The sequence below is a fragment of the Photorhabdus viridis genome, assembly GCF_040256935.1.
GTDB classification, from domain to species: Bacteria; Pseudomonadota; Gammaproteobacteria; order Enterobacterales; family Enterobacteriaceae; genus Photorhabdus; species Photorhabdus viridis.
Window position 1 is genome coordinate 1 of record NZ_JBEJZY010000068.1, and the last position, 14,043, is coordinate 14,043.

A 14,043-nucleotide genomic window follows, 5' to 3' on the forward strand; every position below is an offset into this window, starting at 1 on the left:
GAGCCTACGTTCAGAGTCAGTCAACGCCAGATTGATCTTTAAAGCCCTGCGGGCTTTTCGCCTTATATCCCCGCCCGCACTGGGCGAGGGTTTACGGCGTTTTTCGCTAAATAACCATTAGCCCGATAAATAGCTATCAGCTTTCTAACGCCTTAGTAATTTTCTCAAACAGATCACCAGACAGGTTTTCCAATCCTTTCAATTGCTCCAGTGCATTACACATCATGCTTTGGCGTTTTTCGTCATAACGTTTCAGACGAATCAACGGTTCAATCAAACGGGAGGCAATCTGTGGGTTACGGCTGTTAAGATCAGTCAAAATTTCCAACAGGAACTGATAACCACTGCCATCTTCAGCATGGAATGCCATCGGGTTGTTAACAAATGCACCAACCAGAGCACGCAATCTGTTTGGGTTACTCATACTAAATGAACGATGATTCAATAGATTACGCACACTCGCGAGAACATCTGCCGCCGGGCTACTTGCCTGTAAGCTGAACCATTTATCCATAACCAAGCCATCCTGATGCCATCTTTCATCAAATTCCGCCATCAGTTGATCACAGCAAGGCAGTTCCGCTATCACCGCGCCAGATAACGCCGCCAATGCATCAGTCATATTGTCAGATTGATGATATTGATTTGATATCAGCTTATCGGCCTGCTCTTGAGAGCCAAAGGCCAGATAGTATAGACAGATATTACGCAGAGATCGTTTGGCAATATCCTGATGATCGACGCGGTATGCGCCTATATTAATAGCGTTATAAACCGCAGCAAACTCATCCGCCATTTCCTGTGCCAAAGTATGAGTGATTGCATGCAGAACTTCATGAATCGCTTTTGGGTCGATAATCGTAAATAATTCCGCCATCTCGCCTTCTGACGGCAAAGCCAGGATATGAGCAGCCAGAGCCGGATCAATATCACTATCCAGTAACACCGCGCGGAAAGCATCGACCACATGCATTGGCAGTTCGATCGGCTGCTTCTGCTGGTAACGGATAACATTTAGCTTGATATGGTTTGCCATCAGTAACTGAGCAACATCCCAACGGGAAAACGCATTACGGGCATGTTTCATCAAAAATGCCAATTGCTGATCGCTGAATGGGTAATCCAATTTCACTGGTGCCGAGAACTCCCGTAATAAAGAAGGAACCGGCAATGACGGCACATCATCAAATACAAATGTCTGCTCTGCATTGGTTACATTCAGCACATGATGAACCGGCTGACCATCATAACGCAACGGAATCACCTGGCCTTCGCTGTCATAGAGCTCAATATTTAGTGGAATATGCAGAGGTTGTTTCTCTTTTTGGTCGGCGGTAGGGGGCGTCATCTGGCTGACATGTAACTTATACTGCCGCTTTTCCGCATTATATTCATCACGAACTGTCAGCACCGGTGTACCGGATTGGCTATACCAGCGACGAAAAAGAGACAGATCCACATTTGATGCATCTTCCATTGCCTGAACAAAATCATCACATGTTGCAGCGCTGCCATCATGACGATGAACATAAAGCTGCATCCCTGCCTGGAATTGTTCTTCACCCAGCAGGGTATGAATCATACGGATAACTTCCGCGCCCTTCTCATACACAGTCACTGTATAGAAGTTATTCATCTCAATCACTTTATCAGGGCGAATTGGATGCGCCATTGGGCTGGCATCTTCAGCAAACTGGGCCGCACGCATAACGCGCACATTATTAATACGATTAACAGAACGGGAGCCAAGATCAGAGCTAAACTCATGGTCACGGAATACCGTCAATCCCTCTTTCAGACTCAGTTGAAACCAATCGCGGCAAGTGATACGGTTACCGGTCCAGTTATGGAAATATTCATGGCCGATCACGGCTTCTATCCCAAGATAATCTTTATCCGTCGCCGTTTCAGATTTTGCCAGCACATATTTGGAGTTAAAAACGTTCAGACCCTTATTCTCCATTGCGCCCATATTGAAGAAATCCACCGCGACAATCATATAAATATCAAGGTCATACTCAAAACCAAAACGGGTTTCATCCCATTTCATGGCATTTTTCAGGGAAGTCATTGCCCAGTCAGCCCGGTCGAGATTACCACGGTCAACAAACAGCTCCAGTGCAACTTCACGGCCACTACGGGTGGTAAAAGTATCGCGCAAAACATCGAAATCACCCGCAACCAGCGCGAACAAATAACTCGGTTTTGGGAATGGATCCTGCCATTTCACCCAATGACGCCCATCATCCGTTTCCCCTTGTTCAACCCGGTTACCATTTGAAAGCAGATACGGATATTTGGCTTTATCGGCTGTAATGCGGGTTGTAAAACGAGCCAATACATCAGGGCGATCAAGATAGTAGGTAATATGACGGAAACCCTCGGCTTCACACTGGGTACAAAGTGCATCGCCAGAGACATACAAACCTTCCAGAGCAGTGTTTTTCGCTGGGTGGATCTCATTAACAATTTTCAAAGTGAACTGAGCCGGCAACTGCTCAATGACCAGAGTTTCATCCTGTTCACGGTAATGTTCCCACGGTTGACCATCCACATGAAGACTTTTCAATGTCAAGTCTTCACCATTCAGCACCAACGGCGTTATTTCATGACTCAGACGTTTTATCTGGCTAATGGCGGTGACTTCTGTGCTATCAGCATCAAGATTAAAATCAAGTTCAATATCAGAAATCGTATAGTCCGGAGCGCGATAATCCCGGCGGTATTTAGCTTGTCGCTGTTGTGTCATAAGAAACCTTTTTGTCGTTTCGTACTTATGGAATTAATTCAATACCAAATCTTACGCTGCCACAGAAAGAGGTTAAAGTTCAAGAGTGAAATAACGCACCTTCTGGCATTAAATATGCATTAAGAACACGTATGATGTTATGTAAAGAATAGTTTGCTAATTTGGTGCTTGTTATCACTTAATGATCAAATAACATGATAACATTTAACCAAATACCTTTTTAATTTCGATTTTCATGGTGAATGATATGATGTTATGTGACTTCAATAACAAAATAATCCCGGTATACTCTTCCAACTTTATCGATTTAGCTGACACGAATAGGCTCCGTGAGGATGCATAACGCGCTATGACCCTAGACGCTACCCCGATTATTAAATCACTGCTTGATACTGACGCTTATAAACTTCATATGCAACAAGCAGTGTACCACCACTACAGCCACATGCCTGTCGTTGCAGAGTTTCGCTGCCGCAGTGATGAACTGCTGGGTGAATACGCCAAAGAATTACGCCATCAGGTTAATATGATGGCTGATCTGGCATTAACCGATGCTGAGTTTAATTATCTTTCCAGCCTGCCTTTTTTCAAAGCTGATTATCTGGACTGGTTCAAAACCTTTCGTTTCAATCCACAGCAAGTCAATATTTCTGTAACCGATAATGGTCAGTTAGCTATCCGTATTTCAGGATTATGGCATGAAGTCATTATGTGGGAAGTGCCATTATTGGCGCTGCTCAGTGAACTGGTTCACCGCTATCACTCGCTGGATAACGCGGCTGAAAATGCAGTCAACCAACTTCGCAAATTAATTAAACTGTTCTATCAAGACGCAGAAAATGAAGGAATCGATCTCTCCGGTTTCAAACTGATGGATTTCGGCACACGCCGCCGTTTCTCACACAGTGTTCAACATGCCATTGTCAGTGAACTGCAACAGCATTTCCCTTACCTGATCGGCACCAGCAACTATCAACTTGCACAACAACTTGGGATCTCCCCTGTCGGTACGCAGGCGCATGAATGGTTTCAAGCTCACCAGCAAATCAGCCCGGAACTGGCAAGCAGTCAACGGGAGGCATTACAAAGTTGGTTAAATGAATATCCTAACCAATTAGGTATCGCCCTGACTGACTGCATCACAATGGATGCTTTCCTGCGGGACTTTGATGCCCAGTTTGCCAACAGATACCAGGGCTTACGCCATGATTCAGGCGATCCGGTTGAATGGGGTGAAAAAGCGATCGCCCACTATCAAAAACTGGGCATCGATCCGCTGACGAAGACCCTGGTATTTTCTGACAGCCTGGATTTCCAGAAAGCGCTGGCGCTTTATCACCATTTCCACAACAGAATAAACCTGATTTTCGGTATCGGTACACGGCTGACCTGCAACATTCCAGGCGTTAAGCCGCTAAACATCGTTATCAAACTTGTCGAATGTAACGGCAAACCGGTAGCAAAACTGTCAGACAGCCCCGGCAAAACCATTTGTGAAGATAATGAGTTTGTTAACCAGCTACGTGCCGCTTTTGATATACCGCAGGTCAAGCAAGCTTGTTAACACAATTTTTATAAAACCCAACTGTGCCGCTGGCAAATAAAGCAGCGGTACATCTGAAAAAAACCGTTTCCCTCTCATTCACCATGCAAATTAGTGATTTCCACTTGTTTCCTAGAATATGGCAAGTAACATAGAACAAACTGCCCCTCGTGTGGGGTATTCATTTTCACCAACTTGAATTGATAAAAGAAGAGAGAAATTTATGAGCGTAGCGCCTGTAGTCGACGTACTGCAAGGCCGGGTTGCGGTTGATAGTGAAATCACCGTTCGCGGCTGGATCCGTACAAGGAGAGATTCTAAAGCTGGTATCTCTTTCCTCGCCGTCTATGACGGTTCCTGCTTTAATCCATTACAGGCCGTCGTTAATAATAATTTGCCCAATTATCAGAATGAAATTCTGTCTTTAACCACCGGCTGTTCTGTCGAAGTCACAGGGACAGTTGTTGCCTCCCCTGGTCAGGGACAGAGTTTTGAACTGCAAGCGACGAAAGTGGTGGTGATCGGCATAGTTGAAGATCCTGATACCTATCCGATGGCCGCCAAACGCCACAGCATTGAATACCTGCGCGAAGTGGCTCATCTGCGGCCACGCACCAACCTGATTGGCGCTGTTGCCCGTATGCGTCATACTCTTGCGCAAGCTCTGCACCGTTTCTTCCATGAAAACGGTTACTTCTGGGTTTCAACCCCGCTGATCACTGCGGCTGATACAGAAGGCGCTGGTGAAATGTTCCGTGTCTCCACGCTGGATCTGCAAAATCTGCCTCTAACTGATAAAGGGGAGGTAGATTTCAACCAGGATTTCTTCGGCCGTGAAGCTTTCCTGACCGTATCCGGCCAGTTGAACGGCGAAGCCTATGCCTGTGCATTAAGCAAAGTTTACACATTCGGCCCGACTTTCCGTGCTGAAAACTCCAATACCAGCCGCCATCTGGCAGAATTCTGGATGCTTGAGCCGGAAATTGCCTTCGCTAACCTCGACGATGCCGCTTCACTGGCTGAGAATATGCTGAAATATGTTTTCAAAGCCGCATTGGAAGAACGCGCTGATGATCTGCAATTCTTTGCTGAACGTGTAGATAAAGACGTTATCACCCGTCTGGAGAAATTTATCCATTCTGATTTTGCTCAAATTGATTACACCGATGCCGTTGAAATCCTGCAAAATTGCGGCCAGGAATTTGAAAACCCGGTATTTTGGGGTGTTGACCTCTCATCAGAACATGAACGTTATCTGGCAGAAAAACACTTCCAGGCGCCGGTGGTAGTGAAAAACTATCCAAAAGATATTAAAGCTTTCTATATGCGCATGAACGACGACGGTAAAACCGTTGCGGCAATGGATGTTCTCGCACCGGGCATTGGTGAGATTATCGGCGGCTCACAGCGTGAAGAGCGTTTGCATAGGCTAGATAAACGAATGGAAGAGATGGGACTTAATAAAGAAGATTACTGGTGGTACCGTGACCTGCGTCGTTATGGCACTGTTCCTCATTCCGGATTCGGATTAGGCTTTGAACGTTTAGTCGCTTATGTGACTGGTGTTGCAAATGTGCGTGATGTTATCCCATTCCCACGTACTCCAAGAAGTGCCAACTTCTAATACTTCCATAAAGTAAATATTAAAAAATCATTATGCATATAAAGCCAGCGAAAGCTGGCTTTTTTATTTCTTTAATCCAATTTTCGATCAAAAATCTGCTTGTATTTACATTTTAACACATATTATTTTCACTTTATTACAAAATACGTCACTTTGTATCAATTTAATGGTGGATCAAGCTCACTACCAATGAAAGACTGTGCCCCGACACGGATAATTACGGTGCTCTCATAAATAGTTTCAAAGATTTTCTTAAAGGAATTATTTCTGTAAGTAACAAAAATCCGGATAACACCAATGATGGTAATTAATGAAGCAATGTAAGGTAAACAATTAATGAAAGGTCGTATTTTTGCAGTGGTCATCCCAGCATTATTAACCGCTGGGGCAATAAACGCCGCTGAAATTTATAACAAAGACGGTAACAAACTCGATCTATATGGCAAAGTTGATGCACGTCATCAATTCTCTCAAGCCACCGAAAAATCAGAGAATGATCCTATCCGTAGTGAAGATGGTGATGCAAGCTATGTTCGTCTGGGTTTCAGAGGTGAAACCCAAATCAATAACCAACTGACGGGTTATGGGCGCTGGGAGTACGAAATTCAAGCTAACAACGCTGAATCAGACGGCGCCAAAGGCAACAAAACCCGTCTGGCTTTCGCTGGCCTGAAATTCGCTCAGTATGGCTCTGTGGACTACGGCCGTAACTATGGTGTTCTCTATGATATCAATGTCTGGACCGACGTACTGCCAGTATTCGGTGCTGATTCCATGTCTCAGGCTGACACCTACATGACGAATCGTGCCACAGGAGTCCTGACTTACCGTAACACTGATTTCTTCGGTTTGGTTGATGGCCTGAACTTCGCGCTGCAATATCAAGGCAAAAACGACAGCGACAGCAAAAACGGTCGCAATTCACTTCATAAACCAGGTGATATCATCAAACCCAACGGGGGTGGTAATGGTGATGGTTACGGCATCTCCGCTACTTATGATGTTGGGTACGGTATCAGCGTGGGTGGGGCCTACTCCAACGCTGACCGCCCAATTATACATGAAAGACTCGTTACATCTGTCGCTCGCGGTGAAAAAGCAGAAGCATGGAACATTGGTGCTAAATACGATGCAAACAACGTATATCTGGCAGCGATGTACGGTGAAACCCACAATATGACGTCCTTCGGCTACCAAGATGTTGTCTCGGCAAAAACCCAAAATCTCGAATTAACTGCCCAATATCAGTTCGATTCTGGCCTGCGCCCATCGCTGGCATATGTTCAATCCAAAGGGACAACCTTTTTCACCAAACAGGACTGGGTAAAATATATCGCCATTGGTTCCTATTATAACTTCAACAAAAATTTATCTGCCTATATTGACTACAAAATCAATTTAGTAAAAGACAACGTGTTTACCCAATATTTTGAAGTTAACACCAAGAACGCGGTTGGTGTAGGTCTGGTATATCAGTTCTAATTTAACTGAAATAAATATAAAAGATTTAATTAATATGTGATAGCGCTCACTTAAGTGAACGCTATTCTTTTTTCAAGAAGAATAATCATCAGTCGTCTGTTGAAAAATAGTATATGGCATACAGACAATAACATCAGCAAGTTACCTATAAAAAATCTGATGATAAAACGAACACCGTATTTTACTATTTTTACTAAGCCTAATAGATAATTCCTTCTCTTCACTGACAGCAATTCATTTCCACTTTTTTGACAAACTGGACTGACCAGAGTTCAAAAAACAATCTTTCATTTACACTTTGAAACACTTTGTTGCAAATTCTTACTAAATTTTCTTTTTTATAGCACTTTGTGAGTGGATAAAAATAACAACCAATGAAACACTTGACAGAGAAACAGACGACACTAAACTCTCACAAATAGTTCCATAGATTTTTAAAGAATTATTTTTGGCAGTGGCAGGTGTCCGATATAACACCAATGAGGGTAATAATAATGACGAAGTGCAATGTTCTTGCAGTGGTAATCCCAGCTCTGTTAGTTGCTGGCGCAGCAAATGCAGCTGAAGTTTATAACAAAGACGGTCACAAACTGGACCTGTATGGTAAAGTTGAAGCACGTCACCAATTCGCTAACAACAAGAGCGGCGAAGATGGCGATGAAACTTTCGCCCGTTTGGGCTTCAAAGGCGAAACTCAAGTCAATGACCAACTGACCGGTTTTGGTCGTTGGGAATACAACATCAAAGGCAACCGTGCAGAAGCCGTTGACGAAGAAACCAAAACTCGTCTGGCTTTCGCTGGCCTGAAACTTTCCGACTACGGTTCACTGAACTATGGTCGTAACTACGGTGTTGTTTATGATGTCAACTCCTGGACCGACGTGTTGCCAGTATTTGGTGGTGACTCCATGGCTCAAACTGACAACTTCATGACTGGCCGTTCTACAGGTCTGTTAACTTACCGTAATAGCGATTTCTTCGGCTTGGTTGATGGTCTGAGCTTTGCCCTGCAATATCAGGGTGAGAACAGTAACAACACCTCAAATAATCGTGCTAACCGTAAAGACAACGGCGATGGTTACGGTTTCGCTGCGATTTATGACGCAGGTTACGGTATCAGCGTCGGTGGCGCATACTCTAGCTCTGCCCGTACTTCTGCACAAAAAACCACTTTTAGCTATAACAAGAAAGAAGGACCTGCTGGTTCTGCTGCTCTAGGTGACCGCGCTGAAGCTTGGAACATCGGTGCTAAATACGATGCCAACAACATCTACCTGGCGGCAATGTACGGTGAAACCCGTAATATGACTCGCTTCGGTGGAAAAGTTGATGGTGTAGACTGGCAAAATATCGCCAACAAAACCCAGAACATCGAATTAACCGCTCAATATCAGTTCGATTTCGGCCTGCGTCCATCTCTGGCATACGTACAGTCTAAAGGTAAAAGCCTGTTCGGTGACATTAAAGGGGAAGAGAAAGAATCTGGCAACCACGATCTAGTTAAATATGTCTCTGTTGGTACTTTCTATAGCCTCAACAAAAACATGACTACCTACATTGATTACAAAATCAACCTGCTGGATGAAAACGAATTCACCAAAGCATTTGGTATCAGCACTGACAACGTTGTTGGTGTAGGTATGGTTTACCAGTTCTAATTACCATTGATAAATATGTTTAGCTGAATAAGTTAAACATATTTAAACGAAAGCAGCGCTCAGGCGCTGCTTTTTTATTCTATCTTTTCTTGTTGTTATCTAAACTTTTTCTCACTCCGCAAACTGCTTCACAAGATTATATTCTTTTTGCTACAAATAGTTGGCAAACTGTTTCTGCGGCGTTAACCTGACTACCTTTTTAGGCTTAACCCTGAGCTTTGGAATCACAAACATGTTTGAGAAAATCACAGCAGCGCCTGCCGACCCTATTCTTGGCTTAGCCGATACTTTCCGTTCTGATCCTCGTACAAATAAAATCAACCTTGGCATCGGTGTCTATAAAGATGAAACAGGAAAAACCCCTGTTCTCACTAGTGTCAAAAAAGCGGAACAATATCTACTGGAAAACGAAGCAACAAAGAATTACCTGCCGATTAGCGGCTTGGTTGAATTTGGCAATGTGACGCAAGAATTGCTGTTTGGTAAAGATCACCCGGTGGTAACAGACAAACGCGCCCGTACAGCGCAAAGCCCAGGTGGTACTGGCGCTTTACGTATTGCTGCGGATTTTATTGCCAAACAGACTAACGCTAAACAAGTCTGGATCAGCAATCCAACCTGGCCAAATCATAAAAACGTTTTTTCTGCCGCTGGCCTGGAAGTCCGCGAATATAAATACTATGACGCTGAAAAACACGCCCTGAATTTCGAAGACATGCTGGCCAGCCTGGCTGACGCTCAAGCGGGTGATGTTGTTCTGTTCCACGGCTGCTGCCACAATCCGACGGGGATCGATCCAACCCCAGCCCAGTGGGCCAAGCTGGCAGAAATGTCTGCGGAAAAAGGCTGGTTGCCCATTTTTGATTTCGCTTACCAAGGATTTGCCAAAGGTCTGAACGAAGACGCGGAAGGCCTGCGTATTTTTGCAAAAAATCATAATGAACTGATCGTCGCCAGCTCTTATTCCAAAAACTTTGGCTTGTACAATGAACGCGTGGGCGCCTGTACTATTGTTGCCGGTGACAGCGATACAGCAGAAAAAGCACTCAGCCAGGCTAAAGCCATTATCCGTGCCAACTATTCCAACCCTCCTTCTCATGGTGCATCTATTGTCGCTACTATTTTGTCACATAAAGAACTAAAAACCGCCTGGGAACAAGAGCTGACCACCATGCGCGAACGTATTCAGCGTATGCGTCAACTGTTTGTAAACACCTTACAAGAAAAAGGTGCAAAACAAGATTTCAGCTTCATTATCAACCAGAATGGTATGTTTTCATTCAGTGGCCTGACAAAAGAACAAATTGAGCGCCTGCGTGTGGAATTTGGTATATACGCTGTCAGTTCCGGTCGTATTAATGTCGCTGGCCTGACGCTGGAAAATATGGCCCCACTGTGTGAAGCCATTGTCGCGGTACTCTAAGTCAACATTCACCTTATTACGAAAAGCCGCTCAATTTCAGCGGCTTTTATCGTCTGATATAGTTGCCATCGGACAACTATCCCCGGAACCCAAACCGGCTCTTATTCAATTGCACATCACCAATTTGGAACTTCATCCTGTAAAAATGGATTAGTCTGCCGCTCATAACCCAATGTAGACATTGGCCCGTGCCCTGGAATAAATTTATAATCATCACCAAGCGGCAGAATTTTATCTTTAATTGAATTAATTAACTGCTGGTGATTACCACGCGGAAAGTCGCTACGCCCAACTCCCCCTTTAAACAGTACATCCCCCATATAAATCAATTTATCTGTATGATTCACAAATACGACATGCCCTGGTGTATGGCCCGGACAGTGCAATACAGACAAATCAACCCCGCCAACATGTAACTCATCACCTTCATTCAGCCAGCGGTCAGGTTCAAATGATGCACACTCCTCAACGCCAAACATCCGGCTCTGAGCCGGCAAGCCTTCGATCCAAAAAGCATCTTCCTGCTGTGGTCCGTAAACCGGCACATTAAAATGTTCAGCAACTTCTGCTGTTGCACCAACATGGTCAAAATGACCATGAGTCAATAAAATCTGGGTCAATTTCAAACCACGGCCTTCGATCTCAGCGATCAGCCTTGCCGCTTCACCACCTGGATCAACAATTGCCGCTTCCTTACTCTCTTCATTCCAGATAAGGGTACAATTTTGCATAAAAGCAGTCACAGGAATAATTTGGTATTTCATTATTTTATTTACTCCATAGTCAAAACAAAATAGTTACTCACCAGATTACCATGTCCTGACGGGACCTGTATCAATATGAACGAAATTACTGTGTGGATAATATCCCACACCGCCCGCCTTCATTTTCAGAGCGGCTTTACAGATATGTTTAAGATCAATACCTTCAATATGGAAATCCATCGCCCGCCCGCGAGTATGGTAACTCTGTTTAGCCACGCCTTTACTTTTCTTGCGCAACTGATTGTTGGTCACCAGTGAGCGGTAACCAGAAATAAGTTGTACAGGCTTATTAATGCCCATCATCATTTGCAGCAAATAGATCTGATCAAATAATTGAGGATCAATAGTTTTAACTTTATTTTGCCGATAATCCCGAAACAGATAATTCAGACGAGCCAGCTCATCGTTGTTGTAACGACGGCCATCGAAGAATTCAGCTTTAATAGTTTCACCCGTATGTAAGTTGTCAACACGTAAAATTCGTGGGCGGGGAGTTGCCAGAGTCGCAAAAGCGTGTCCCGGCAACAAACACAAGCCTAAAGCGGCAGCCCCCACACCAAGCCACTTGCGGCGATTATGATCGATTATATCCATGAAGAAACATCTACCCAGATTATGAAAAAATAAGTCACTGGTCACTGGTCACTGGTCACTGGTCACTGTGACAACTAATAATGAAAATTAGTTGCATTTAATTTTTCAAATGCAACAACTTTGACAAAAACTGGGAACCTTGTCTCGCACTGTTATCATAGTCATAAATATCAGTGCGATACTGAGGCACACCCTGCTCATCTACCCAAGCAGTCAAATAATACAAATAAACCGGAACACGCTGTGGGATATTGACATAAGCGGTATTGCCCTGTTTCAGGGTATTATCCACCTTACTTTGGGTCCAACCAACATCTCCCAGTAACATACTTGCCAATTCTGACGCCTTATTAACCCTGACACAACCAGAACTGATCGCCCTGATATCTTTGTTAAACAGACTATGATTCGGCGTATCGTGCAAATAGATGGCATCAGAATTTGGCATATTGAATTTATAGCGGCCTAATGAATTAGCCGGCCCTGGAGCCTGCCATACCCGATAAGGAAAATTAGCCGGCGTAATCACATTCCAATCAATAGTGTAAGGATCGATCACACTGGCATCAGCACGCCAGTTTGAAAAAATAACATACCCCCGGCGCTGGAAATATCCGGGATCATTCACCGCCCGCGGCGCAATATCTTTTCTTGCCAGACTGGTTGGCACACTCCAGGGGGGATTAATCACGACATTATTCAACACATTACTCATCATTGGCGTTTTACGGCTTGGACGACCAACGATCACCTTCGAGTTCAGCACTTCCTGATCATTAAGATAATAATGCAACGAATAATCAGGAATATTGACCATAATGCCGGTAGAAACATGCCCCGGGACAATCCGCAAACGCTGAATATTAAGCGCCATTAATCCAGCTCTGGTCTGAGGTGACGTATTCAGCCAATCTCTGGTGCGTTTACCAATCACACCATCGGGCGCCAATCCCTGCCATTGCTGGAAATTTTTTACCGCAGCAACCAACTCAGAGTCATAGATATTACCTGATTTAGGTATCGCATCATTCAGCATGCCGGTACGGATAAGTATTTCTCTTAAAGCCGTGATATCAGGACTACTCTGCCCCGGTTTTAATGCGCTTTTATCAGAAACCTGTGGCCACGGTTTACTCTCAGCCAATAGCTTCATCATCTCCTTGAGCATATTTTCATATTGAGGGTGCTGTGGCGCCCATGCTGCAATATAAGCGGCCACATTGCTATCTGTGATAGCTTGCTGCCACCGGTCGATGACCGCAGATGAAGGTAAAACAATTTTGTGTGGCGTCGTGCGATAGAGCCAGTTTTCGCCCTGATGACTGACATCGGAGACAAATTGTAAATAACCCAGCATAGCATCAGATAAAACGAGATCACGCCCCATATCGCTCAATTGAGGATCATTGAGTTCAATCAGCCATTGGCCGAATTGCGGCTGAAACCCAGCCAATGCCAGTTCTAAAAGTTGTTGCTCAAAACGCTGGATGGCAGTTTTGTCCTGCCATAAAGGTTGCATCCGGTTAGATGAATACAGACTAACCAATCGGTCAAAGAAAATGGGCTTAACTTGCTTCGGTAACCAGCTTTGAAGCACTCTGCGATTCTCTTCCTGTACAATCGCATAAGTTTGAATTTGTACTTGTTTAAGTATTGCTGTCTCAGATACCTTTTCAGTCTGCCTATCACTTTCCATCAGCCTGCTCTGCTGATTGGCTAAAGCATAACCAGCCACCATTAATGTACTGTAAATAACCGAAATACAAAGCGGCTTTATCGCTTTTTTTACCATATCAACATACCCACCTTCAGAACATTCTCATAAATTAATTATAACTATGGCAGATCCAGAATCTAATAAAAGAAAAGCAATAAGAGCCAAAAAACGCCAAAACGCCCTTTTCAAGAGATTTAAACCTTGTTCCTGGCTCAACCAACATGATTAATGCCGGTATTAGAACTGAGAGTTAACAATGACTTCCTCTTTAATATCTCCATCCTTATCACCACTTTCCAGCATTTAATATATCGCATTCCCCATTGTCAGGATTAAAAATCCAGATATTGATCACATTTCACACTACCCATTCAGACGGACAAATAATCACACATTAGAATAGTTTGCTTATGTCACTATAAAATTCTCAATATTTCCTATGGAAAGATGACCGTTTTATCACCAAAACCAGATTAACTTAAGAAAAGA

Annotated in this window: 9 protein-coding genes; 5 read left to right on the forward strand and 4 right to left on the reverse strand. The window is 44.0% G+C overall.

All coding sequences use genetic code 11. From position 1 onward, the window contains the following. Positions 1–136: 136 nt before the first annotated feature. On the reverse strand, positions 137–2,749 hold the full coding sequence (gene pepN, locus ABR397_RS20855) for an aminopeptidase N (RefSeq protein ID WP_350307388.1): 2,613 nt from the start codon (positions 2,747–2,749) through the stop codon (positions 137–139). A gap of 349 nt (positions 2,750–3,098) precedes the next feature. Between pepN and pncB the strand changes: the two genes are divergently transcribed. The 5 genes from pncB to ABR397_RS20880 all read left to right on the forward strand — a co-directional run bounded on the left by pncB (position 3,099) and on the right by ABR397_RS20880 (position 10,479). Then, on the forward strand, positions 3,099–4,313 hold the full coding sequence (gene pncB, locus ABR397_RS20860) for a nicotinate phosphoribosyltransferase (RefSeq protein ID WP_350307389.1): 1,215 nt from the start codon (positions 3,099–3,101) through the stop codon (positions 4,311–4,313). Between the two features lie 202 nt (positions 4,314–4,515). Continuing rightward, positions 4,516–5,916, forward strand: coding sequence for an asparagine--tRNA ligase (asnS, locus tag ABR397_RS20865; protein WP_350307390.1), 1,401 nt, complete (start codon positions 4,516–4,518; stop codon positions 5,914–5,916). Between the two features lie 336 nt (positions 5,917–6,252). Then, positions 6,253–7,398, forward strand: coding sequence for a porin (locus ABR397_RS20870; protein WP_350307391.1), 1,146 nt, complete (start codon positions 6,253–6,255; stop codon positions 7,396–7,398). A 494-nt stretch (positions 7,399–7,892) separates the two neighbouring features. Further along, the gene (ompC, locus tag ABR397_RS20875; protein ID WP_350307392.1) at positions 7,893–9,056 is read left to right on the forward strand and encodes a porin OmpC; all 1,164 of its coding nucleotides are present in this window, start codon (positions 7,893–7,895) and stop codon (positions 9,054–9,056) included. Between the two features lie 232 nt (positions 9,057–9,288). Continuing rightward, complete coding sequence (locus ABR397_RS20880) at positions 9,289–10,479, forward strand: amino acid aminotransferase (RefSeq protein WP_350307393.1); 1,191 nt, start codon at positions 9,289–9,291, stop codon at positions 10,477–10,479. A 116-nt stretch (positions 10,480–10,595) separates the two neighbouring features. On the opposite strand, the gene ABR397_RS20885 is transcribed toward ABR397_RS20880, so the two are convergent. The 3 genes from ABR397_RS20885 to ldtD form a co-directional block, all read right to left on the reverse strand. Next, entirely contained in the window at positions 10,596–11,243 is a 648-nt protein-coding gene (locus ABR397_RS20885) for an MBL fold metallo-hydrolase (RefSeq protein ID WP_350307394.1), read from the reverse strand. A gap of 45 nt (positions 11,244–11,288) precedes the next feature. Further along, on the reverse strand, positions 11,289–11,837 hold the full coding sequence (locus tag ABR397_RS20890; protein WP_350307395.1) for a YcbK family protein: 549 nt from the start codon (positions 11,835–11,837) through the stop codon (positions 11,289–11,291). A 97-nt stretch (positions 11,838–11,934) separates the two neighbouring features. Beyond that, a complete protein-coding gene (gene ldtD / locus ABR397_RS20895) occupies positions 11,935–13,629 on the reverse strand; it encodes a L,D-transpeptidase (RefSeq protein WP_350307396.1) in 1,695 nt (564 codons plus the stop codon). Positions 13,630–14,043 lie beyond the last annotated feature (414 nt).